Raw genomic sequence first — 23686 nt, 5'->3', positions numbered from 1 at the left:
TAGCCAACTCCTGGATGAGGGGCGTCCGGCCATCGGCCGGGCGCCCCTTTTCGTGTCGCCACCCACCTGATCGGGGGTGGGGAGGGTGTCGCTGTCCCGCGCGTTCGGGCCGAGCGAGTTTGGTTGGCTCAGGTCGACCATGATTTGCGAGGTTCGCGGTGACGGTTCCCCCACACTCAGGTCAGCCCGATTTCGACGGTTCCGCTCGACGGAAGCGGAAACGCGGCATCAGCCTCAGGCAGGGGTTGCCGGTCGTGATCGTGGTCGCCGGGTTGCTGATCTTCGGTGCGACGCGGTTGTTCGGTGACGACGTCCGTAACGCCGAGGCGGGGGACTGCATTTACGTCGCCGAATACGTCGAAGCCCCCTCGCGGGCACCCGCCGTCGTCGACTGCGGCGAGGAGAAGGCAAACGCCAAGGTCGCCGTCACTCTGAGCGGCGACGGCGAGAGCTGTCCGAGCAGGCGGTACGACCAGATCCACCGGCAGGACGGCAACACACTCTGCCTGATGATCAACGCGAAGGACGGCGACTGTTTCGCGAACATCTCCTCACCGACAGAGGCATACACGAGGGTGGCCTGTACCGATCCCAGCGCGGAACTGGAGGTCGTCAAGGTCGTCGCCGACACCACCGACCCCGATGTCGCGTGCGCGAACACGAAGGCCACCGACGGCATCGTCTACCCGGAGCCCGAGACGGTCATGTGCATCGCGCAACCGACGGCCGCCTGACACCACCGCCCGAAGCGGTGGTGTCAGGAGATCCGCTGGTCAGGAAAGCCGTTCGAGCACCATGGCCATGCCCTGGCCGCCGCCGACGCACATCGTTTCGAGCCCGAACTGCTTGTCGTGGTGCTGCAACGAATTGATGAGCGTCGAGGTGATGCGGGCACCGGTCATGCCGAACGGGTGGCCGACCGCGATGGCGCCGCCGTTGACGTTGAGCCGGTCGATGTCGATGCCGAGATCACGGTAGGAGGGGATGACCTGAGCGGCGAACGCCTCGTTGATCTCGACGAGATCGATGTCGCCCACCGTCATTCCCGCGCGGCCGAGCGCCTGCTTCGACGCCTCGACGGGGCCGTAGCCCATGATTTCCGGCGAGAGTCCCGAGACACCGGTCGACACGATTCGCGCGAGTGGTGTGATGCCCAGTTCCTTCGCCTTCGTGTCCGACATGATCACGAGCGCGGCGGCACCGTCGTTGAGCGGGCAGCAGTTGCCTGCCGTGACCCTGCCATCCGGCCGGAAAACGGGCTTGAGCCCGGAAACGCCTTCGAGGGTGACTCCGGCGCGCGGGCCGTCGTCCTTGCTGACGACGGTGCCGTCGGGCAGCGTCACCGGGGTGATGTCCTTCGCCCAGAACCCGTTGGCGATGGCCTTTTCGGCAAGGTTCTGCGAGCGCACGCCGAAGACGTCCATCTCCTCCCTCGACACGCCCTTGACACGGGCAAGGTTCTCCGCCGTCTGCCCCATCGCGATGTAGACGTCGGGCAGCTCGCCGTTGTCCCTCGGGTCAATCCAGTTCTCCGCGCCCTGCTCCGCCGTGCGCACCGTCCTCGCCTCGGCTTGGGAGAAGAGCGGGTTGTGGGTGTCGGGCCACGAATCCGAGCTGCCCTTCGCGAAGCGGGAAACCGTCTCGACTCCCGCCGAGATGAAGACGTCGCCCTCTCCCGCTTTGATGGCGTGCAGTGCCATGCGGGTCGTCTGCAAGCTCGAAGAGCAGTAGCGGGTGATCGTGCAGCCGGGCAGGTGGTCGTAGCCGAGTTGGACGGCGACGACCCTGCCCATGTTGAAGCCGGACTCGCCGCCGGGAAGGCCGCAGCCGAGCATCAGATCGTCGATGTCGGTTGGCGCCAGTTCGGGCACCTTGTCGAGTGCCGCCCGCACCATGCGGGTGGCGAGGTCGTCGGGGCGCAGGTCGACCAACGAGCCCTTGCCCGCTCTGCCGATGGGCGAACGTGCGGTCGAGACGATCACGGCTTCCGCCATGGCTGGCACTCCTTCGGGTAGCTAAGCGGCTGCTTAGCCCTATCCTGCCCCTTCCCGGAAAGCAAGCAACCCGTAGGTGGCAGGCGCCACCTACGGGTTGCTCAGGAAACCGAATAGCCGGGTCAGCGCACGACGATCCGTCCGCTGCCGCCCTCCGGGTACTGCTCGGAGCTGACCGAGCCGGAAAGCCCATCGGTCAGGTACTGCTCAAGTGCCTGCTGATAGGTCATGCCGACCGGGGTGAACGGAAGCTCCTCGAACGGGTAGCCGTCGCCGCCCCGAGCCGAGAAGTCGTTGGTGACAACCGAAATCGGTGCCCCTTCGACGACGGCGCCGTCCTTGACGATCTCGGTGCCGTCGGCGAGCGTGACGTCCTGGATCCGCTCGCCAGGTGTGACGACCGTGCTGGTGCCCTCGTCGACCACCTGTGCCTGCTTGCTCGGGTCGTAGCTCACCGAAACCCCGCCGAGCTGCATGAACGCGCCGGAGGCCGCCGGTGAGGCCGCGACGCCACGCTCCAGCAGCTGCCGCAGAACGTCCCTCGGTACGTCGGGAACGACCGCGACGAAGTTCGAGAACGGCGCGACGTCGTAGGTGTTGAGCGCCGAGATGTCCCCCGCGGGCAGCACCGAGTCGTTGCGGAGCCCGCCACCGTTCTGGATCGCGACCTGAGGGGGCGCGACGCCGTACTCGTCGGCCTGTTCCTTGCCCGCGTGGAGAAGACTGTCCGCGACCAGGTTGCCGAGGTTGGTTTCCTTGGTGCGAACGTCGTTGCGGACACCGTTGAGCGCCACCTCGCTCGTGGCGACGACGGTCTCGGAGAGGGTCGCGAGGTGTTCGGCCACCGGCTTCTCGACCTGGGCGCGCACGCTGTGGTCGCCGTGAACGGCGTCGGGGCCGACGCCGGAAACCCTGACCGGACCGGTCTGCCTCTTGTCGACGCTGACGACCTCGCCCCGGAAGTTGAAGTTCAGCACCAGCCTGCCGATGTACTTGTAGTCGCCGGTCGTCGTGACGACGGGAATCGACTTGCCGGTCGCGTCGTCGGCGTAGAGCGGGAAGCCGCGCTCCGCCTCGTCACCGGGAATCAGCCGGTCCTTGTCGTTCGCGAGGATCTCGCCGCCACCCGCGCCGACGACCGCGTCGATGCCGGAAAGCTGTGGCACGAGCGCCAGTTCGTTGTCGATGTCCTGAAGGTGGCTCACCACGATGACCTTGTTGATGCCGCGCTTCTTGAAGTCGTCCGCAAGCCCGTTGGCGATACCGGCGAGGTTGCCGTCGACGGTGACGTTGCGCGGGCTGGACAGCGCGGGCAGCTCCGGCGTGGTGAGGCCGATCATGCCGATCCGCTGACCGGAGGAGCGCAGCACCTTGCTGGTGACGAGGGTGCCGTCCTTGGCGTAGGCGTCGAGCGAAGGCTCGCCGGAAACGTCGAGGTTCGCGCTGACGTAGTCGAGCGAGCCGCCGAGGCTCTCGATGAACTCGCCGAAGACCTCGGGGCCGAAGTCGAACTCGTGGTTGCCGACCGCGCTGGCGTCGTAGCCGATCTCCTTGATCGCGAGCGCGTCGTAGAACGGGACTCCGTTTTCCAGACTGGCCGAGAACTCGGGGCCGGCGAGGAAGTTGTCGCCACCGGACACCGTGACCTCGCCGCGCCACAGCGCCTGGCCCGGCTTCGGCCAGCCGGTCGTCGCTTCCTTGCGCAGCTTGTTCATCAGCGTCTTCGCGCGGGACGGGCTGCCGTAGGGGCGATCTCCGCCGTCGACGATCGGACCTTCGTCGGTGCCGTCACCTTCGACGCCGAGCAGCGCCGACTCCATGTCATTGGTGAAAAGCACGCTCAACGTGAAGGTCGGGATCTTGCTCAGGTTGGTTGCCGATGCAGGGGCGCCACCGGTACTGACCAGCAACGAGCCGGCGAGTGCCGCAGTCACCGCCGCTCTCAGACGGTGCTTCTTGAGGGATTTCAAGCGAGCTCCTCGCAATTCACTCCAACGTATGACGGGTGTGAGCTAAGCACACGGATCCAAGCCGGACCATCGATTCCCGGCTGCGATGTCTGCTCTTCGAGCACTGTTTACGCTGACGACATGGAATACGCAGAACACGTCATCGACCTCGTGGGCAACACCCCGCTGGTCAGGCTCAACGCCCTCACCGAGGGGCTGAGCCCGCTGGTGCTCGCCAAGGTCGAGTACGTCAACCCGGGCGGCAGCGTGAAGGACCGCATCGCGCTGCGCATGGTGGAGGCGGCCGAGGCGAGCGGAGAGCTGAAGCCGGGTGGCACGATCGTCGAGCCGACATCGGGCAACACCGGGGTCGGGCTCGCCATCGTGGCTCAGCGCAAGGGTTACCACTGCGTGTTCGTCTGCCCTGACAAGGTCAGCGAGGACAAGCGCAACGTCCTCAAGGCGTACGGGGCGGAGGTCGTCGTCTGCCCGACCGCCGTCGCGCCGGAGCATCCCGAGTCCTATTACAGCGTCTCCGACCGCCTCGTCGACGAGATCGACGGCGCGTGGAAACCCAACCAGTACGCCAATCCGCAGAACCCCGAGAGCCACTACCACTCCACCGGTCCCGAGATCTGGCGGCAGACCGAAGGCAAGGTCACTCATTTCGTCGCGGGAGTGGGAACCGGCGGCACCATCTCGGGAACAGGCAGGTACCTGAAGGACATCTCCGAAGGCGGTGTCCGGATCGTCGGCGCCGATCCGGAGGGTTCCGTGTATTCGGGAGGAACGGGAAGGCCGTATCTGGTCGAAGGCGTCGGAGAGGACTTCTGGCCGACGACCTACGACAGGGAGGTCGCCGACGAGATCATCGCGGTGACCGACGCCGACTCGTTCACCACGACTCGCAGGCTTGCCAGGGAAGAGGGGCTGCTCGTCGGCGGCTCGTGCGGAATGGCGGTCGCCGCCGCTCTGGAACTCGCCGGAAGGTGCGGTCCCGACGACGTGATCGTCGTGCTGCTTCCCGACGGTGGCCGTGGCTATCTCGGCAAGGTGTTCAACGACGCGTGGATGGCTTCCTACGGTTTCCTGCCTCCGGACTCCACCGGCGCGACGGTCGGCGATGTGTTGCGCCGCAAGGGAGGGACGCTTCCCGACCTCGTGCATTCGCATCCCAATGAGACAGTCGCCGAAGCGGTGGCGATTCTGCGCGAATTCGGGGTCAGTCAAATGCCCGTCGTCAGTGCCGAGCCTCCGGTGATGGCCGCCGAGGTCGTCGGTGCCGTCAACGAGCGCGATCTGCTCGACGCGCTCTTCACCGGCAAGGCCGCGCTCGCCGACCGGCTGGAAAAGCACATGTCCCCGCCATTGCCCACCATCGGCGCTGGTGAACAGGTCGGTTCCGCGATGAAGGCGCTGACCTCGGCGAGCGGGGCGATGGTGCTCGAAGGCGGCAAGCCGGCGGGCGTCGTGACGCGGCAGGACCTGCTGGCGTTCCTCTCCGGTCACTAAGAGTCAGAAAATACACATCGCATCTCATAACAGGGGCGTTACGCACATTCACATCACACATCCGATACCGTGTGCGCGAGCCAAAATCATCAAGGTCCTCGTCAAGGGGGTTCAAGACCCACATGAGCGCTCCGCAGCCGCCGAACCAGCCCTGGGGTGGTGGTCAGCAACCACCGCAGGGTCCTCCCGGTGGTCAACAACCTCAACAAGACAATCCGTTCGGTTCCTCGGAGCCGACTCAGGTGGTGCAGCCCCACCAGCAACAGCAGGGGGAACAGCAGTTCGGCGAAACGCCGGAGCCCACTCAGGTCGTCCAACCGGCACAACCACAACAGGAGGATCCCGGTGCAGAGTCGACCCAGCTGGTGCCACCCGGCTCCCAGCCGCCACCGTCCATTCCGTATGCGCCCCCACCGAGCGCTGCCGACAACCCCGGCGCGATGAATCCGCAGGGGGGATTCGGTCAGCAGCCACCGCAGGGCGGCGGTTTCGGACAGCAGGGTCAGCCGGGTCAGCCGCAGCAGCCGGGTCAGCCAGGTCAGGCACAGCCGGGATTTGGGGGTCCGCCTCCCGGTCAGCAGCCGCCTCCCGGTTTCGGTGGTCAGCCTGGCGGGTTCGACCCCGCCCAGGGGCAGCCCGGTGGCTTCGGTGGCCCGCCGCCGCAGCAACCCTTCGGTGCTCCCGGCTTCGGTGGACCGCCCCCAAGTGGTGGCGGTAACAACAAGCTGTTCGGCTGGATCGCCGGCGGCCTTGCCGTCGTGCTCGGCGTGATCGGTCTCGTCCTCGCGATCACCCTGTGGTCCGATCTCAACCCCGGCGCTCCTTCGGCCGACGACATCGTCGACCTGTGCGTCGAGCAGAGCGGAATGTCCGAGGAAGAGTGCCAGTCCTCGATCGACGCCATGGGTGGCGCCGAGGCCGCCGCCGAGCAGATCGGGCAGGCGGTCGACGAGGTCGAGATCCCCGGCCAGATCACCTTCTACCTGATCATGCTCATGGTCGGCTCGGCCTTGGCGATCGCGGGCGGCGTCCTGATCGCGCTGGTGGACAAGCTCGGAGCGGCTCTGCGGAAGATCACTCCGAACTTCGTGACCGTTGGCGGCTTCTTCCTGTTGCTGTTCTCGATCCTGCTCATGGCCGAGGGTGGTGACCCGCCGACGCGGATCATCTTCACGCTGATCTTCGGCGTCCTGCTCCTCGCCATCGGCGTGCTGGGAACCCTGCCGCAGACCAAGCAGTACGTCGGTCTCGGTGGCGGTCCCGGTGGTCCCGCTGGTCCTGGTGGCCCCGGCGGCTTCGGTGGTCCCGGTGGATTCGGTGCCCCGCAGGGCGGTCAGCCTGGTGGGTTCGGTCCGCCGAGCCAGCCCGGTGGTTTCCCGCAGCCCGGTGGTTTCGGCCAGCCCGGTGGGCAGAACCCGGCCAGCGGTGGGTTCCAGCAGCCTGGGCCTCCGCCGCAGCAGCCAGGTGGGTTCGGCGGTCAGCCGCCGCAGGGCCCGCCTCCCGGTTACGGGCAGCAGCCACCGCAGCAGTGGTGAGCAACTGAACAAGCAGTGAACAAGGCGCCCCGGTCTTCGGCCGGGGCGCCTTTTCGCGTCCCGGGTCACGAACCGTGTGCTTGTGCTTCGGCCGGGCGAGTGGCGACGATCAGTGAGGTTCGCTCCCTGCGCGTAATGGGGTCCACCGACGGTGAACGGTCGTGGGGCGCGGTTAGGCTGGTGGCATGGTTCACGACTCCGCCGCCCTCGGTTTCGAGACACGCGCGATTCACGCAGGACAGCAGCCCGATCCCAGGACGGGCGCCGTGATCGTGCCGATTTACCAGACTTCGACCTACGCGCAGGACGGAGTTGGCGGGACCCGCGAAGGTGACTACGAGTACTCGCGGACCGCCAACCCGACGCGTACGGCTCTTGAGCAGGCGCTGGCCGCGCTGGAGAGCGGAAGGCACGCCCTCGCCTATGCCTCGGGGATGGCCGCGACCGACGCGGTCTTGCGGGCCACCCTCCGCCCAGGTGACCATCTCGTGCTCGGCAACGATGTCTACGGCGGCACGTTCCGGCTCATCGACAAGGTGCTGACCAACTGGGGCATCGACTACAGCGTCGCTCATCTGTCCAATTTGGATGAGGTAAGGGCCGCCATCAGGCCGGAGACCAAGCTCGTGTGGTGCGAGTCGCCGACCAACCCGCTGCTCGGCATCGCCGACATCACCGCGCTGGCCGAGGCGGCGCACGTCGGCGGAGCGAAACTGGTCGTCGACAACACGTTCGCGACGCCCTACCTCCAGACCCCACTCGAACTCGGAGCCGACGTCGTCGTGCACTCGACGACGAAATACCTCGGCGGACATTCCGATGTCGTCGGCGGGGCGGTCGTCACGAATTCCGACGAATTGCGGGAACAACTTTTCTTCCTGCGCAACGCCTCGGGCGCGGTGCCGGGTGCTTTCGACGCGTGGCTGACCCTGCGCGGTCTCAAGACGCTCGCCGTGCGCATGGAACGGCACTGTGACAACGCCGAACTCGTCACCGAGGTGTTGCTCGCGCACCCGAAGGTGAGCAAGGTCTACTACCCTGGCCTCCCCGAACATCCCGGGCACGACGTCGCGGCAAAGCAAATGCGACGGTTCGGCGGCATGGTGTCATTCGACCACGCGGACGGCGAGCAGGCCGCGCTCGACGTCGCGGCGAAGACGGAGCTGTTCATCCTGGCCGAGTCGCTTGGCGGGGTCGAGTCGCTCATCGAACACCCGGGTCGCATGACTCACGCGAGCGTCGCGGGATCGCTGTTGCAGGTGCCCGCTGAGCTGATCCGGCTTTCGGTGGGAATCGAGGACGCGAGCGATCTGGTGACCGACCTCAAGAAGGCGCTGAGCTGACGGGCTACGGCTGGTAGTTGCCGTGCTGCACGGCACCCGTGTCCCGGGTGCCGTCCGGCCCGCTCTCCCGCGCGGGGAGCTTGCTGCCGTCGACGCAGCTTCCGACGAGTTCGACATGGTTGTCGTGACGGATGTAGCGGCCGGGATCGGAGCAACTGGCGAGGTCGACGGTATAGACGGCGGCACCGGCGAGCGCGAGCGCGGACCCGATTCCCGCCAGCAGGGGCACGACACCGGCAGAGCGCGATCCGCGCGAGATGCCCACCCTTGCCATCTTGTGTTCTCCCTGCGTCGAAGGCACTGCCGCACCCAGGGTACCCAACCGTGACCGATGCCATGTACGTAACCTCCCCGTGACCCGCGACGGCAGCGGCGACGGGCGTGCTCGACGGCGTTAATCTGCGGTTATGCGACTCGTCAGCGTGGACCGGATTCGTCAGGCACAACGGCTACTCGAACCCGTGGTGCGCAGGACGCCGATGGAGCACGCCCGCGACCTTGAGGAAACTCACGGCGGTCCGGTGCGATTCAAGTGCGAGAACCTGCAACGTACGGGCTCGTTCAAGATCCGGGGCGCCTACACCCGTATTCACGGGCTCACCGACGAGGAACGAGCACGCGGTGTCGTCGCGGCGAGTGCGGGCAACCACGCGCAGGGTGTCGCGCTTGCCGCCGCGCTGCTCGGCACCAAGGCGACGGTGTTCATGCCGGAGCGGGCGCCGTTGCCGAAGCTCGCGGCGACAAAGGGTTACGGGGCCGAGGTTCATCTGCACGGTGCCGTACTTGAGGAAGCGCTCGCCGAGGCGATCGCGTTCGCGGAGCGAACGGGTGCGGTGTTCATCCACCCCTTCGACCACGAGGACATCATCGCGGGACAGGGCACCGTGGGGCTGGAAATACTCGACCAGGTTCCCGAGGTCGCGACCGTGCTCGTCTCGACGGGTGGTGGTGGTCTCGTCGGCGGGGTCGCGAGTGCGATCAAGGCGGTGCGACCTGACGTACGCATGGTCGCCGTACAGGCGGAAGCCGCGGCGGCTTTCCCCCTTTCGCTGGCGGCTGGCGCGCCGGTCCGGCTGCACAGCATGCAGACGATGGCCGACGGTATCGCGGTGGGGCAGCCGGGGCCGCTCACCTACGCGCACGTCTCCTCGCTCGTCGACGACGTGTTGACGGTGAGCGAGGAATCGTTGTCCCGCGCGGTGTTGCTGTGCCTCGAACGTCGAAAACTGGTCGTCGAACCGGCGGGTGCCGCCGCGGTCGCCGCACTGCTGGAGTACCCGGGCGCTTTTCCGGCTCCCGTCGTCGCCGTGCTTTCCGGCGGCAACGTCGACCCCTTGCTGTTGATGCAGATCATCCAGCACGGCATGACGGCGGCCGGCCGGTACCTGAGCCTGCGGCTGTGCGTGCCGGACCGGCCTGGTTCGCTGGCCGGTGTGCTGTCGAAGGTCGGCGAACTCGGCGCGAACGTGGTCGACGTCGAACACTCCAGGATCTCGGGAAGGCTGGCCATCGGCGAGGTCGAGATCGCGCTGAAGCTGGAGACCCGCGGCCCCGAGCATTGTGCCGACGTCGCCGCGGAACTCCAGCGCGGTGGCTACACGGTCATGCCGTGAACCTCAGAGATTTCCCCTGCGTTCCTGTTCGCGTTCGATGGCTTCGAAGAGTGCTTTGAAGTTGCCCTTCCCGAAACCGAGCGATCCGTGTCGCTCGATGAGTTCGTAGAACACCGTAGGGCGGTCGCCGATCGGTTTCGTGAAGATCTGCAACAGGTAGCCGTCCTCGTCCCTGTCGACGAGAATCCGGTGCTTTTTCAGGGTTTCGATGGGCACTCTGACCTCGCCGATCCGTTCTCGGAGGGCAGGGTCGTCGTAATAGGAATCGGGGGTGTCGAGAAATTCGACTCCCGCCGCGCGCATGGCCGAAACGGTTTCGATGATGTCTCCGGTCGCCAGTGCGATGTGCTGGCAGCCCGCTCCGGTGTAGAACTCAAGGTACTCGTCGATCTGGGACTTCTTCTTCGCGATGGCGGGTTCGTTGAGCGGGAACTTGACGCGGTGGTTGCCGTTGGACACCACCTTGCTCATCAGCGCCGAGTACTCGGTCGCGATGTCGTCGCCGACGAACTCCGCCATGTTCACGAAGCCCATGACCCGGTGGTACCAGTCGACCCAGTAGTCCATCTTGCCGAGTTCCACGTTGCCGACGCAGTGGTCGACGGCCTGGAACAACCGCTTGCGTTTCGCGCCCGCCCGCGGCTCGAACCCCGGCAGGTAGGGGCCGGTGTAGCGCGAGCGGTCCACCAGTGAGTGCCGGGTTTCGCCGTAGGTCGCGATCGCGGCCCTGCGCACGGTTCCGTTCGCGTCGGAGACGTCGTGCGGTTCCTCGATGACGGTGGCGCCCTCCGCGCGGGCATGCGCGACGCACTTGTCCACATCGGACACTTCGAGTGCGAGGTCGATGACGCCGTCGCCGTGCCTGCGATGGTGGTCGAGCAGAGGTGAGTCGGGGCGGACCCCTCCGGTGATCACGAACCGTGCGGAGCCGGACTTCAAGACGAACGACTTGTGGCCGGGTTGCCCGGTTTCGGGGCCCGCGTAGGCGACGAGTTCCATGCCGAACGCGGTCTGATAGAACCACGCCGTCTGGGTCGCGTTGCCCGCGATGAACACCACCGCGTCCATGGCCTTGACCGGGAACGGGTCCGCCGACGCGTCGTGGTCGACGAGGCCGACGAGTTGGCGAAGCTGGTCGAAGCTGACGTCGTCGAGAGCTGGGTTCGTCATACCTCGAAGGATGCGCCGACCAGGCAGGGTGAGCAATAGTCTGGGATTCTGCTGGACAATATGCTCGACCGGTAGTCGTATCTGGTGATCAAACTGGGCACTATGTGCAGGGCGGCGCGAAGGGAAGCATGGTGGATCCGAAGGTCGACTCGCTCGACGCGAGGTTGTTGCTCCTGCTCACCGACGCGCCCCGGCTGGGGGTGCTTGAGTGTGCCCGCAGGCTCGGTGTCGCGAGGGGCACCGTGCAGGCGCGGCTCGACCGGCTGGGCGCGACGGGGGTGCTCAGCGGTTTCCCGCCGGAACTCGATCTCGCCGCGATGGGCTACGGGCTCACCGCGTTCGCGGTGCTGGAGATCGCGCAGGGCAGGCGAGGTGAGGTCGCCGAGGCTCTTGCCGCGATCGACGAGGTGTGCGAGGTGCACGCGACGACAGGGCAGGGTGATCTGTTCGTGCGCATGGTGGCAAGGTCGAACGACGATTTGCAGCGGGTGATCGACGATGTCGTCGGTGTACCCGGTGTGCGGCGAACCTCGACGTCGATCGCGTTGTCCACCCCGGTGCCGCAACGGGTCCGTCCGCTGCTGGAACGTATCGCGCGAGCCGAAGAAGGGGACCCCGCCTAAGCGCCCTGCTCGCGAAGCGCCCATCCCGCGCGGGGTGGCGTCAGGTGGCCGACCCCGCGTGCGGGGTGGCGCCGGGTGTGTGGCGGGTGGCCGACCGCGTTGAGGGTGTGCCAGGTGGCCGACCGCGTGTGAGGTGGCACCAGGGGTGTGTGCCAGGTGGCCGACCACGCGAGCGGTGGAGGCGACGTGGCCGCGCCCGGGGTGGCCGTGCCAAGGGGTCGCCCGAGCCGCGCCCGGGGTGGCCGAGCCGCGCCCGGGGTGGCCGAGCCGCGCCCGGGGTGGCCGAGCCGCGCCCGGGGTGGCCGAGCCGCGCCCGGGGTGGCCGAGCCGCGCCCGGGGTGGCCGAGCCGCGCCCGGGGTGGCCGAGCCGCGCCCGGGGTGGCCGAGCCGCGTGTCCGGATGGTGAGATCCGCGCCCAGGCCATCGAGTTCTGCGCCAGGCCGTCGAGATCCGCGTCCACGTCGTCGAGTTCTGCGCTCAGGCCGCCGAGATGCGCGCTCAGGCCGTCGGGATGCGCATCCAGTTGGTGAGATCCGCGCTCAGGCGACTGAGTTCTGCGCTCAGGTCGCCGAGGTCCGCGTTCGGGGCTATGGCGGTGCGACGGTGCGACTCGCCCCGGCGATGTAGTCGATCTGCTGTCGCCCTGCCGAATCCGGCGACGCTCGTGCGTCCGTCCAGGACGGTCGGCTCGGTTTCGCAGGCGGGCGGCGACCGGCGCTGCGGTTCGATGTCTCCGTTCGCAGAACTCGACGCCCCGAATGCGGATGTCGCCGGCCTGAGCGCGGATCTCGACGGCGGGACCGCGGATCTCGGCGGCCTCAGTGCAGAACTCGGCGTCCGGGGCGGGGGACTCGCGGGACTACTCACCCCCCACATGCCAGCGCACCCGCCAAGTCACGGACTTGGCGGGTGCGCTTGTCTGGACAACTCGGGCCAGATCGGCCCCCGACAACCGGGTTCAAGCTGAAGCCCTCGGCAACTCGGGCCAGATCGGCCCCCGGCAACCGGGCCAGCCCCGGCAACCGGGGCCAAGGCCGAAGTCCTCGGCAGCCTGGTTCAGGCCAGAGTCCTCGAAAGCCTGGGGCAGGTAGGCCCTGAACAGCGCAGGTCAGCCCGCGTAGGGAACTGCCTGCACGAGCGTGACCTTCTGGGTGTTGCCGTTGGGCAACAGGTACTCGCGCGACTCGCCTTCCTTGGCGCCGAGCAGCGCCTTGCCGAGCGGCGAGTCGGGGGAGTACACCTCAAGCGGATCTCCGCCGCCCTCCTCGCGAGTCGCGAGGAGGAACTTCTCGTCCTCGTCGTCACCGGCGTAGCGCACGGTCAGCACCATGCCCGGCTCCGCGACGCCCGAGTTGGTGGGAGCCTCGCCGACCTTCGCGGTGCGAAGCAGTTCCTGTAGATGCCGGATACGGGCTTCCTGCTGGCCCTGCTCTTCGCGGGCCGCGTGGTAGCCACCGTTTTCCTTGAGGTCGCCCTCTTCCCGGCTGTCATTGATCTTCGCAGCGATGACCGGACGATTCTCGATCAGTTCGTCGAGCTCGTGCTTGAGCCTGTCGTAGGCATCCTGGGTCAGCCAGGTCACCTTGCTGTCGCTCACGGTCACCATCTCCTCCTAGGGCTTGCCGAGCTTGGGTATACAAGCCGGCTGCCACGCCTCAGTGGCTGGAATATAAGGAAAGACACGGCCCGCCAGGGGCCGTGCCGGATGAATCAGGGTAACACGTTCGACCCGTTCGACGCCGCCGTCTTCAGCGCCAACCGGACATTCGGCGCGCTATTCACCCCGTTGGCCGCTAGGTGGTTGACAGGTACTCGGGCACGTTGTAGGAGCAGCCGTACACGTCTGCCGTGACGGGCCTGCCGATGCTGCGGATCACGGTGGAGAGACGCTCCTCACCCGGTGCGACGTAGATCTCTTTCCGTCCGGTCTCCGCTCCGGAAATATCCCTGACTCGCACGATGCAGACGCCCGGTCGGTCGGGCTCGCCGCGCTGTACGTCGATGGTGATTTCCATGGCATTCCCTGGCTTTTCCTCGAAGCCGACTCGCTGCGCCTCGATGGGAGCCTGACCGAGATTGCCGTAGGCGACGAGGGTGACGGTGATGCTCACCGCGAGCGCGATCGCGCCGAACACCCACATCCGCCAGCCCCGGACGGTGCGCTTGCGCCGGTTGGCGGGATGCGAGGAGCCATACCGCCCTTCCGGAAGGGAAGGACGCTCGCTCTTCTCCGTCGACTTCGCCGAAGCGGTCTGTTCGGAGCTCACCCCGAGCCTCCCGAGAACTCTTGTCGTACTGCCGGGGAAGATGGAACCGGTGTCCCCGCGTTATGAGTATGCGTGGAAGCCGAACGTCGCCGACCACGGGGTCGGATCGGGCATCGCGGGGACGTCGTAAGGATTGGTGGACTGGTGAGAGGGACCGAGTCGGTCATGGCGGGAGTTGACGGGCGGACGGCGACCGGGCAGGGAGCCGGACTCCGGCTGATGGCAGTGCATGCCCACCCGGACGACGAGTCGAGCAAGGGCGCGGCCACGATGGCGCGCTATGTCGCGGACGGGCACGACGTCATGGTCGTGACCTGCACCGGCGGTGAAGCGGGGAGTGTGCTGAATCCCGCCATGGACCGGCCGGAGGTGATCGCCAACATGACCGAGATCCGGCACGAGGAGATGGCGCGCGCGGCAAAGATACTCGGGGTCAAGCACAGGTGGCTCGGTTTCGTCGACTCCGGGTTGCCCGAGGGCGAGCCGTTGCCGCCGTTGCCGGAGGGTTCCTTCGCGACGGTGCCGCTCGCGGAGTCCACCGAAGCTCTGGTGAGGGTCATCAGGGAATTCCGGCCGCACGTCATCGTGACCTACGACGAGAACGGCGGCTACCCGCATCCCGATCACATTCGGTGCCACGAGATCTCGGTCGCCGCTTTCGACGCCGCGCCCGATCCGGAGAGCTTTCCCGGCACCGGCGAGCCGTGGCAGCCGCTCAAGCTCTATTACTCGCACGGATTCTCGAGGGCGAAAATGACCGCCTTCCACGAAGCGCTCGTCGAGGCTGGGATCGACTCCCCCTACGCGGAGTGGCTCGGCAAGTGGGACCCGGACAAGGCCGACGTGATGGAGCGGGTCACCACGCGGGTGAGCTGCGCGGACTTTTTCGAGGTCAGGGACGAGGCGCTGAAGGCGCACGCGACGCAGATCGATCCGAACAGCCGCTGGTTCGCCGTGCCGCTGGACATGCAGAGGGAGGTCTGGCCCACCGAGGAATACGAGCTCGTACGCTCGCTGGTGGACAGCACCCTCCCCGAGGACGATTTGTTCGCGGGGTGCGCGATAAGGTGAGGACATGACAATTCCGGCCTTCGCGGCGGGGCCGGTACTCGCCGGAACCGTCGTGCTCGTGCAGGAACAACCGGGCTCTGGTGACGGTGGCGGTCAAGGGCAGGACTTCGGAAAGTCCTCCCCGGTCGGTCTGTTGCTCCTGCTCCTGTTTCTGATCGCGGTCGTCTTTCTCGTCCGCTCGATGACGAAACACCTCAAGCGGGTTCCCGCGACCTTCGACAAGGACGAGGCGGAAGTGGCGGAGGACCCCGCCGACGCGGGCTCGACGAAGACCGCGTCGGCTGAGACCTCCGAGAAGCAGTCGACCTCGGGAGAAGCCGAGGAAGCGCCTGCTCAGTCGGCGGCGGGCGCCAAGGGCAACGAGGTTTCCTGAGCGGTTACCCGCCGAGTTGCCGGTAGCGGCGGACCGACAGCGGGTAGAACACCGCGATGAGCAGTACCGGCCAGCCGATCGCGGCGAGTATCGCGTAGTCGCCGAGCCAGGAGCCGCTTGCCCAGCCGGGGTTGCCGAACAGTTCGCGTACCGCGGCGACGGTCGCCGACAGCGGATTCCACTCCGCGATGGCTCCCAGCCATCCCGGCATGGTGGTCGGCGCGACAAACGCGTTCGAGAGGAAACCGAGCGGCCAGACCAGAATCTGGATGGCCTGCACGGCTTCCGCGCGACGCAACAGCAGTCCTAGATAGATGCCGAGCCACAGCATCGCCACCCGCAACAACAACAGCAGCCCGAACGCGGCGAGCGCGGGACCCAGTCCCTCGTGCCAGCGCCAGCCGATCGCCAGCCCCGCGAGGACGAGCACCGCGAGCACCGCGATCGCGTTGAGCAGGTCCGCGATGCAGCGTCCGGTGACGACGGCCGAGCCGGCCATCGGCAGCGAGCGGAACCGGTCGGTGACGCCGCGAGCCAGATCGGTGCTGATCGCGGTGAACGTGGTCTCGACGCCGAACACCATGGTGAGACCAAGCAGGCCCGGGACGAGGAAGTCCTGATAGCTGCCGGTCGGCGGGGTGATGGCCCCGCCGAAGAAGAGGGCGAACATCAGCAGCATCAGCACGGGGAACAGCAGGCCGACGATGAAGACGGCCGGCTGCTGTGCCCAGTGGGTGAGGTCCCGCTTCGCGACGGTCCAGCCGTCGGCGAGTGCCCATCGCAGCCGCTCGGCGCCGCTGGTTTTGCGTGGTGGGGTCAGTACTGTCACGCCACGTTCTCCTTCGGTCCGGTCAGTTCGAGGAACACCTCGTCGAGCGTGGGCCTTCGCAGTGAGATGTCGAGCGCGGTGATGCCTGCCTCGTCGAGGTCGCGCACCACCTCGGTCAGGGCGGAGGCTCTGTGGTGGACGGGCGCGCTGAGCAGCCTGCGCTCCTCGTCGGTGCGGACAGGGCCGGATGCGATGCGGGCGAGCACTCGCCTCACCGAGGCCAGGTCGTCGTCGCGCGCGGCGACGATGTCGACGTGGTCGGCGCCGAGTCGGCGTTTGAGCTGAGCGGGACTTCCTTCCGTGATGATCTTTCCGTCGTCGACGAGCGAGACGCGGTCGGCGAGCTGGTCGGCCTCCTCCAGGTACTGCGTCGTGAGCAGCACCGTCGTCCCGGCTGCCGCGAGTTCCCTCACGGCCTTCCACACCTCGGTGCGAGCCCTCGGATCGAGCCCGGTCGTCGGTTCGTCGAGGAACAGCACGGGCGGCGCGAGGATGAGGCTCGCGGCGAGGTCGAGTCTGCGGCGCATTCCGCCCGAGTACTGACCGACAGGGCGTGAGCCCGCGTCGGTGAGCTGGAACTGCCGCAACAGCTCGTCGGCGCGGGCCTGTGCCTGGGCGGAGCCGAGGTGGTAGAGCCTGCCGAACAGCACGAGGTTCTGTCTGCCGCTGAGGATCTCGTCGAGCGCGGCGTGCTGCCCGACGAGCCCGATGCGATAGCGCACTTCCGCCGGGTCGCGCACGACGTCGTAGCCCGCGACCTCGGCGGTTCCGCCGTCGGGCCTGGTGAGCGTGGTGAGTATCCGCACGGCGGTGGTTTTGCCTGCTCCGTTCGGGCCGAGCAGGCCGTGCACGGTCCCCGCGGTGACGGCGAGGTCGAGATGGTCGAGCGCCGTGGTATCCCCGTATCGCTTGCGCAGACCGTCGGCGAGCACGGCCGGTTGGGCAGAGGTCATCGCGACTCCAAAACTTTTTACACTGTATAGAGAGAGGAGCTGGAACAATAGCTTACGCTGTAGGAAATTTCAAGCGGATGGAGACAGTGGGCGTGACCAGCGTTTATGGCGGCAGTGGTGATCCGAAGCGCGGCATGGAGCTGCTCTGGGGCACGCGGGAGCAACCGAAGCGGGGGCCCAAGCCGAAACTGACCGTTCCCCACATCGCGGCCGTCGCGGTCGAACTCGCCGACGCCGAAGGCATCGGCTCGCTGTCGATGCGCAAGGTCGCCGCCAGGCTTGGCGTCACGGCCATGTCGCTCTACAGCTACGTGCCTGCGAAAGGCGAGCTGATCGACGTCATGATCGACACGGTTCTCGGCGAACTGCCCTCAGGTGAACACGACGGCGACTGGCGAGCGCGGCTGGCCGCGGTCGCGAGGCAGAACTGGGAGCTCTACCGGCGGCACCCCTGGCTGATGCAGCTCGCCACCAGCAGGCCGGTACTCGGCCCGAACCTCATCGCCCGCTACGACTACGAACTGAGGGCGGTCGCCGACATCGGGCTGAGCGATGTCGAAATGGACCTCGTCGTGGGGCTCGTCGCCAACTACGCGCACGGTGCCGTGCGCGGCGCGGTGGAGGTCGCCGAGGGCGAACAGCGAACCGGCAAGACCGACGAGGACTGGTGGCGGGAACACGAACCCTTGCTTGCCAAGGTGTTCGACACCGACCGCTATCCGGTGGCCGCGAGGGTCGGCGTCGCGGCGGGGACGGAGTACGGCGCCGCGATCGACCCGTCGCGGGCCTTCGAGTTCGGTCTCGAAAGGGTGCTCGACGGCGTCGCCGTACTCGTGGAACGGCAGCGCGGGCGGGCGGCGGACACGGGATCTCTGTGAGACGCTGTCAGCGTGAACCGCCTAGCCAGCGCGACCTCGCCGTACCTGTTGCAGCACGCGGACAATCCAGTCGATTGGTGGCCGTGGGGCGAAGAGGCGCTTGCCGAAGCCAAGCGCCGCGACGTGCCGATCCTGCTGTCGATCGGCTATGCCGCCTGCCACTGGTGTCACGTGATGGCGCACGAGTCGTTCTCCGACGCCGACACCGCGGCGCTCATGAACGACAACTTCGTGAACATCAAGGTGGACAGGGAAGAGCGTCCTGACATCGACGCCGTCTACATGACCGCGACGCAGGCCATGACCGGACAGGGCGGCTGGCCGATGACGTGTTTCCTTACCCCGGAAGGGGAACCGTTTCACTGTGGCACGTACTACCCTCCCACTCCCGCGCACGGAATGCCGTCGTTCACGCAGCTCCTCGCTGCCGTCGCGCAGGCATGGGCCGAGCGGCCCGGCGAGCTGAGGGAAGGCGCCGGCAAGATCGTCAGCCATATCGTGCAACAGAGCAGTCCGCTCTCGGAGCATGCCGTCGACGAGCAGACGCTCAAGGCGGCCGTCACCAAACTCAGGCAGGAAACCGACCCTGGGCACGGTGGTTTCGGTACCGCGCCGAAGTTTCCGCCTTCGATGGTCCTGGAATTCCTGTTGCGGCACTACGAACGCACGAGCAATCCCGCTGCCCTGTCCATTGTGGAGCTGGCTGCGGAGGGGATGGCGCGCGGGGGGATCTACGACCAGCTCGCGGGTGGTTTCGCCAGGTACTCCGTCGACGCGGCGTGGGTCGTTCCACACTTCGAGAAGATGTTGTACGACAACGCGTTGCTTCTGCGCGGCTACGCGCATCTCGCCAGGCGTACCGGTTCGGGACTCGCGCTGCGGGTCACGGGCGAGACGGCCGAGTTCCTGCTCAAGCACCTGCGGACGGAGCAGGGCGGGTTCGCGGCCTCCCTCGACGCCGACACCGAAGGAATCGAGGGGCTAACCTACGTGTGGACGCCGGAACAACTCGTCGCCGTGCTCGGTCCCGAAGACGGCGCCTATGCCGCCGAATTGTTCACGGTGACGGCGGAGGGCACGTTCGAGAACGGCGCCTCGACCCTTCAGTTGCCGCGTGACCCCGAGGACGCGACGCGGTGGCTGCGCGTGCGGGAAGCCCTGCTGGAGGCGAGGTCCGAGCGGCCGCAACCCGCGAGGGACGACAAGGTCGTCGCGGCATGGAACGGGCTGGCCATCACGGCGCTGGCCGAAGCCGGACTCGCGCTGGAACGTCCTGAGTGGATCGAAGCCGCGGTCGACGCGGCACGGCTGTTGCTGGATGTCCACATCGCCGAAGGCAGGCTGCTCCGCAGTTCGAAGGATGGCGTCGCCGGAACGGCGGCGGGGGTGCTTGAGGACTATGCCTGCCTCGCCGACGGTCTGCTCGCCCTCCATCAGGCGACCGGCGAATCGCTGTGGCTCGCGGAAGCGACGATGTTGATCGACATCGCGCTCGCCCACTTCGCCGACGCGGACGCGCCAGGTGCTTACCACGACACCGCCGACGATGCCGAGACGCTCGTGCAGCGGCCTTCCGACCCCACCGACAACGCGAGCCCCTCCGGTGCTTCCGCGCTGGCAGGTGCGTTGCTGACGGCGTCCGCGCTGGTGGGGCCCGAACAGGCGAGCGAATACCGGTCCGCGTGTGAGCGGGCCGTAGGGAGGGCGGGTGCGCTCGCCGCGCAAGCGCCTCGGTTCGCGGGCCACTGGCTGTCGGTCGCCGAGACCTTGCTGGCCGGTCCGTTGCAGGTCGCGGTCGTTGGTCCGGACGCGGCGGCGAGAGCGGATCTTCTCGTCGGTGCGGCCAAGGCCGTGCCGGGTGGTGCCGTCGTGCTCGGTGGCAGCCCGGAGGCCGAAGGCGTGCCGCTGCTGGCGGACCGGCCGCTGGTCGACGGCGCTCCCGCCGCCTACATCTGCCGTGGTTACGTGTGCGACCGACCGGTGACGACGACCGAGGATCTCGCCGTCGCGCTGGCCACCTGAATCGCGCCGCTTCCGCTCTGGGAGAACAGCCTCCCCATCGCTTCCATGCAGGTCTACTGTCTTCAGTAGCGGTGTAATCATGTAATCGCATGGAGGTCGTGATGCGTAAAGGATGGCGCGGCCGGGGTGGCTGGCAGCAGGCCGATGTACCAGACGCGGGCGACGCGTCCGCGTGGCTCGTCGGGCGGCTTCCCGACGAATGGTTCGTCGGTGCGCCCGAGGTCACCGTCGACCGCGAAGAGATCATGATCATCGGCGAGCTCCCCGCGCCGAGCGGTGACTTCGCCGACGATGCGGAGCGTTCGGCCGCCGAGGCGGGCCGGATCAGCAGGTTCAGGGAGGACACCCGCGAGCGGCGCATCGAGATCGCGAGGCAGGCCGAGCACAGGTACGGCCGCAAGGTGGCATGGGGCGCGAGGACGGGGAACACGACCGAGCGGTTCACCACACTGTCCGTTCCGGTGATGACGAGGTTGCGGCAGCCCGAGCGGCAGGTGCTGGACACGCTCGTCGACGCGGGCGTCGCGCGCTCGCGTTCGGAAGCGCTGGCGTGGGCCGTCAAACTGGTAGGGCAGCACGCGGATACCTGGTTGACCGAGCTTCGCTCCGCGATGTCCACTGTGGATGATCTGAGGGCGAAGGGCCCTGATCTGGACTGAATCCGGCCTGCGCGCGGGCCGTTGTTCAGGCAACCTTGGGTCATGAACGCGTTGACCGAAGTACTCGACGGTCGGTGGGCCGCCGTGCGCGGGGAAATTCGTGCGCAGACCGCGGGTACGAAGTACCCCGACCCGGTCGGCCTGAGCGTCGAGGAACACCGTGCGCTGATCCTCGAACAACTGCATGAGCTGGCCAAAACCGGAAGGCCCCAGCTCGGTTTTCCCTCGGTGTACGGGGGAGGCGATGACATCGGCGGCTCGGTCGTGTCGTTCGAGATGCTCGGGTTCGGCGACCTTTCGCTGATGGTCAAGGCCGGAGTGCAGTGGGGACTCTTCGGTGGTGCCGTGCAGTTGCTGGGGACCCGTGAGCATCACGACAGGTACCTGCCTTCGATCATGAGTCTCGAACTGCCTGGCTGCTTCGCGATGACCGAGTCGGGGCACGGCTCGGACGTGCAGAACCTGTGTACGACGGCCACCTACGACCCGGCGACGCGGGAGTTCGTCGTCGAGACGCCGGACCGGCAGGCCCGCAAGGACTACATCGGCAACGCCGCGCGGGACGGCCGGCTCGCGGTCGTGTTCGCGCAGTTGATCACCGACGGTGCGGGTCGCGGTGTGCACGCGTTTCTCGTCCCGATCCGTGACGACGACGGTGCGCCGATGCCGGGGGTCCGAATCGAGGACTGCGGAATCAAGGCGGGGCTCAACGGTGTCGACAACGGAAGACTGACCTTCGAAGGGGTCAGGGTCGAGCGTTCGGCACTGCTCAACCGGTACGGCGACGTCGGTGAGGACGGCGGCTACACGAGTTCCATCTCCAGTGACAGCAGACGTTTCTTCACGATGCTCGGAACGTTGGTGCGCGGCCGGATCAGTGTCGCTGGCAGCGCTGGCAGCGCGACAAAGCGGGCGTTGACCATCGCGGTGCGCTATGCGGAACGGCGCACGCAGTTCTTCCGGCCGGACGGCACCGAGGTCCGTATTCTCGACTACCTCGGTCACCAGCGGAAACTGCTGCCCGCGTTGGCGACTTCCTACGCGCTGCACTTCGCGCAGGAAGAGCTGGTGTCCACACTGCACGAGCTACAGAGCGGGGACGGACAGGCGGACGAGCATCGGCAGCGGGAGCTGGAGTCGAGGGCAGCCGGGCTGAAGGCCGTCGGGACTTGGCATGCGACCAGCACGATCCAGGCCGCGCGTGAAGCGTGTGGTGGGGCGGGGTATCTCGCGGAGAATTTGTTGCCGTCGCTGAAAGCCGACACCGACGTGTTCACCACGTTCGAGGGTGACAACACGGTGTTGCTGCAACTCGTCGCCAAGGGGTTGCTCACCAGCTACCGGCATCAGTTCCAGGATCTGAGTCCACTTGAGACGGCCCGGTTCGTCGCCGAGCAGTTCGTCGGCGCCGTCGTCGAGGCGACGGCGGCGCGCAAGGTGGTGGAGCGGATCATCGACGCGAGTTCCGGTCGCGACGATGACGACATCGTCTTCGAAAGAGCCTGGCACTGCAAGCTTTTCGAGGAGCGCGAGGAACATGTGCTCGACGGCATCGCCCGCAGACTGCGGGCCGCGAGCCAGGAGAACGCGTTCGAGGTTTTCAACGAGGCGCAGGATCACGTGCTGAAGGCGGGCAGGGTGCACGTCGACCGAGTCGTGCTGGAGGCTTTCGTCGGCGCCATCGACCGTTGCGAGGATCCCGAGGCGAAGGCGTTGCTCAACAAGGTCTGCGACCTGTACGCCCTTTCGAACATCGAGGCCGATCGCGCCTGGTTCCTCGAACACGGCAGGTTGACGAGTCCGCGCGCGAAAGCCGTCGTCGCGGGCGTCAACACGTTGTGTGCTCAGCTTCGTCCTCGCGCGAGTGAACTCGTGGATGCCTTCGCGATCCCCGAGCAGTTTCTCGCGGCGCCGATTCTCGCCGACTGAGCGATCGGCGCCGGCTAGGCGTACATGACGAGCCAGATCGCGATGTAATGCGCGATCGCGGCAAGCACCGTGCAGGCGTGGAAGAACTCGTGGTAGCCAAAGGTGTTCGGCCAGTAGTCCGGCCAGCGGGTCGCGTAGAACACCGAGCCGATCGTGTAGAAGAAACCGCCGACGAGAAGCAGAACGAGCGCGGTCACGCCGCCGTTCGTCGCCAGCTCCGGCAGGACGAACACCGCGACCCAGCCCAGCGCCACGTAGATCGGCACACCGAGCCAGCGCGGCGCGCGCGGCCACAGCATCTTGAGCGCGACTCCGCCCAGCGCGCCACCCCAGACCACCGCGAGCACGATGTAACCGGTCGGCTGCGACATCGCCAGCAACGTGAACGGCGTATAGGTCCCCGCGATGAACAAGAAGATCATCGAGTGGTCGGCCCGCTTCATCCACGCATAAGCCGTCGGGCTCCAGGTCCGCCGGTGGTAGAGCGCGCTCACCCCGAACACGCCGAGCACCGTCACCCCGTACACGGCGGTCGCGAGCGCCGCCGTCGCGGAGACCGTCGCCGAGGCGAGTGCGATCAATGCCGCCGCGGCCACCAGTGCGCCGAAAAAGCTCCAGAAATGGATGTGCCCACGCAGTCGCGGACGAGTCGTCAACGCAGCGGGATCAGGGCGGCTGTCGGTCGCAATGCTCACCTGAACAAGGTTACGGTCGCGTAGGTCTTCGTGCATCTACTCGACCGGCGGTTGCGACTCGTTCCACAACCTCGTCGGAACTATGCGGTCAGGAGAGCGCCCAGGACTGCCGTTGACGGCCGAGAGGGTCGAGACGCGCCATTCGACCAAGTCCAGGCCGCTGACCCGGATGTTTTCGCGAACGCAATCGCCTCCTCTGCGCCCTCCGCGCTGTTAAGTTCTCGTGGGCTGAACGCGAGCCGACCGGCGCCGCGAATGCCACCTGTCACCA

The 23686-nt window shown here is 67.1% G+C and carries 21 protein-coding genes; 12 read left to right on the top strand and 9 right to left on the bottom strand.

Features of this window, described 5'->3' with window-relative positions; all coding sequences use genetic code 11:
- Positions 1-158 precede the first annotated feature (158 nt).
- Entirely contained in the window at positions 159-734 is a 576-nt protein-coding gene (locus BAY61_RS26900) for an LppU/SCO3897 family protein (RefSeq protein ID WP_094168526.1), read from the top strand.
- 39 nt (positions 735-773) lie between these two features.
- Here BAY61_RS26900 and BAY61_RS26895 read toward each other — a convergent pair whose 3' ends face one another.
- Together BAY61_RS26895 and BAY61_RS26890 are read right to left on the bottom strand one after the other, a co-directional pair.
- Positions 774-1994, bottom strand: a complete 1221-nt coding sequence (locus BAY61_RS26895) for an acetyl-CoA C-acetyltransferase (RefSeq protein ID WP_091809159.1) — start codon at positions 1992-1994, stop codon at positions 774-776.
- 122 nt (positions 1995-2116) lie between these two features.
- Complete coding sequence (locus BAY61_RS26890; protein ID WP_091809162.1) at positions 2117-3964, bottom strand: bifunctional metallophosphatase/5'-nucleotidase; 1848 nt, start codon at positions 3962-3964, stop codon at positions 2117-2119.
- A gap of 120 nt (positions 3965-4084) precedes the next feature.
- Between BAY61_RS26890 and BAY61_RS26885 the strand changes: the two genes are divergently transcribed.
- The 3 genes from BAY61_RS26885 to BAY61_RS26870 all read left to right on the top strand — a co-directional run bounded on the left by BAY61_RS26885 (position 4085) and on the right by BAY61_RS26870 (position 8333).
- Positions 4085-5455 carry a cystathionine beta-synthase gene (locus tag BAY61_RS26885; protein WP_091809164.1) on the top strand — a complete coding sequence of 457 codons (1371 nt, stop codon included), beginning with the start codon at positions 4085-4087 and terminating at the stop codon, positions 5453-5455.
- A 122-nt stretch (positions 5456-5577) separates the two neighbouring features.
- A complete protein-coding gene (locus BAY61_RS33160; protein WP_170140293.1) occupies positions 5578-6990 on the top strand; it encodes a hypothetical protein in 1413 nt (470 codons plus the stop codon).
- 185 nt (positions 6991-7175) lie between these two features.
- Positions 7176-8333, top strand: coding sequence for a cystathionine gamma-synthase (locus BAY61_RS26870; protein ID WP_091809170.1), 1158 nt, complete (start codon positions 7176-7178; stop codon positions 8331-8333).
- 4 nt (positions 8334-8337) lie between these two features.
- On the opposite strand, the gene BAY61_RS26865 is transcribed toward BAY61_RS26870, so the two are convergent.
- Positions 8338-8607, bottom strand: a complete 270-nt coding sequence (locus BAY61_RS26865) for a hypothetical protein (protein ID WP_091809172.1) — start codon at positions 8605-8607, stop codon at positions 8338-8340.
- A 133-nt stretch (positions 8608-8740) separates the two neighbouring features.
- Between BAY61_RS26865 and ilvA the strand changes: the two genes are divergently transcribed.
- Positions 8741-9946 (top strand): threonine ammonia-lyase, encoded by a 1206-nt coding sequence (gene ilvA, locus BAY61_RS26860; RefSeq protein ID WP_091809174.1) that lies wholly within the window; start codon positions 8741-8743, stop codon positions 9944-9946.
- Between the two features lie 3 nt (positions 9947-9949).
- On the opposite strand, the gene hppD is transcribed toward ilvA, so the two are convergent.
- Positions 9950-11116 (bottom strand): 4-hydroxyphenylpyruvate dioxygenase, encoded by a 1167-nt coding sequence (hppD, locus tag BAY61_RS26855; RefSeq protein WP_091809176.1) that lies wholly within the window; start codon positions 11114-11116, stop codon positions 9950-9952.
- 128 nt (positions 11117-11244) lie between these two features.
- On the opposite strand from hppD, the gene BAY61_RS26850 reads away from it, so the two are divergent.
- Complete coding sequence (locus BAY61_RS26850) at positions 11245-11739, top strand: Lrp/AsnC family transcriptional regulator (protein WP_091809177.1); 495 nt, start codon at positions 11245-11247, stop codon at positions 11737-11739.
- A 1108-nt stretch (positions 11740-12847) separates the two neighbouring features.
- Here BAY61_RS26850 and greA read toward each other — a convergent pair.
- Both greA and BAY61_RS26840 read right to left on the bottom strand, forming a co-directional pair.
- On the bottom strand, positions 12848-13345 hold the full coding sequence (greA, locus tag BAY61_RS26845; protein ID WP_091809178.1) for a transcription elongation factor GreA: 498 nt from the start codon (positions 13343-13345) through the stop codon (positions 12848-12850).
- A 187-nt stretch (positions 13346-13532) separates the two neighbouring features.
- A complete protein-coding gene (locus BAY61_RS26840) occupies positions 13533-14006 on the bottom strand; it encodes a DUF4307 domain-containing protein (RefSeq protein ID WP_245865457.1) in 474 nt (157 codons plus the stop codon).
- 165 nt (positions 14007-14171) lie between these two features.
- Here BAY61_RS26840 and mca point away from each other — a divergent pair, with 165 nt between their 5' ends.
- The gene (gene mca / locus BAY61_RS26835; RefSeq protein WP_091809180.1) at positions 14172-15077 is read left to right on the top strand and encodes a mycothiol conjugate amidase Mca; all 906 of its coding nucleotides are present in this window, start codon (positions 14172-14174) and stop codon (positions 15075-15077) included.
- A 4-nt stretch (positions 15078-15081) separates the two neighbouring features.
- Positions 15082-15450: a hypothetical protein gene (locus BAY61_RS26830; protein ID WP_091809181.1), complete on the top strand. Its 369-nt coding sequence runs from the start codon at positions 15082-15084 to the stop codon at positions 15448-15450.
- Positions 15451-15454: 4 nt separating this feature from the next.
- Here the strand turns inward: BAY61_RS26830 and BAY61_RS26825 are convergent, their stop codons facing one another.
- Positions 15455-16279, bottom strand: coding sequence for an ABC transporter permease (locus BAY61_RS26825; RefSeq protein ID WP_091809183.1), 825 nt, complete (start codon positions 16277-16279; stop codon positions 15455-15457).
- Complete coding sequence (locus BAY61_RS26820) at positions 16276-17232, bottom strand: ATP-binding cassette domain-containing protein (protein WP_091809184.1); 957 nt, start codon at positions 17230-17232, stop codon at positions 16276-16278. Before BAY61_RS26820 ends, BAY61_RS26825 begins: the two co-directional genes overlap by 4 nt.
- 92 nt (positions 17233-17324) lie before the next feature.
- Between BAY61_RS26820 and BAY61_RS26815 the strand changes: the two genes are divergently transcribed.
- The 4 genes from BAY61_RS26815 (at position 17325) to BAY61_RS26800 (ending at position 22720) form a co-directional block, all read left to right on the top strand.
- The gene (locus BAY61_RS26815; protein ID WP_245865455.1) at positions 17325-18110 is read left to right on the top strand and encodes a TetR/AcrR family transcriptional regulator; all 786 of its coding nucleotides are present in this window, start codon (positions 17325-17327) and stop codon (positions 18108-18110) included.
- A gap of 12 nt (positions 18111-18122) precedes the next feature.
- Positions 18123-20132 (top strand): thioredoxin domain-containing protein, encoded by a 2010-nt coding sequence (locus tag BAY61_RS26810; protein WP_091809187.1) that lies wholly within the window; start codon positions 18123-18125, stop codon positions 20130-20132.
- A 101-nt stretch (positions 20133-20233) separates the two neighbouring features.
- Positions 20234-20791 (top strand): hypothetical protein, encoded by a 558-nt coding sequence (locus tag BAY61_RS26805; protein WP_091809463.1) that lies wholly within the window; start codon positions 20234-20236, stop codon positions 20789-20791.
- A gap of 42 nt (positions 20792-20833) precedes the next feature.
- Complete coding sequence (locus BAY61_RS26800) at positions 20834-22720, top strand: acyl-CoA dehydrogenase family protein (protein WP_091809189.1); 1887 nt, start codon at positions 20834-20836, stop codon at positions 22718-22720.
- 14 nt (positions 22721-22734) lie between these two features.
- Here BAY61_RS26800 and trhA read toward each other — a convergent pair whose 3' ends face one another.
- Positions 22735-23376, bottom strand: a complete 642-nt coding sequence (gene trhA, locus BAY61_RS26795) for a PAQR family membrane homeostasis protein TrhA (RefSeq protein WP_425439993.1) — start codon at positions 23374-23376, stop codon at positions 22735-22737.
- Positions 23377-23686: the final 310 nt, after the last annotated feature.

The sequence above is a fragment of the Prauserella marina genome, assembly GCF_002240355.1.
GTDB lineage: Bacteria > Actinomycetota > Actinomycetes > Mycobacteriales > Pseudonocardiaceae > Prauserella_A > Prauserella_A marina.
The sequence above is the reverse complement of the archived record's forward strand: the minus strand, read 5'-3'. Positions and strand labels throughout refer to the sequence as shown.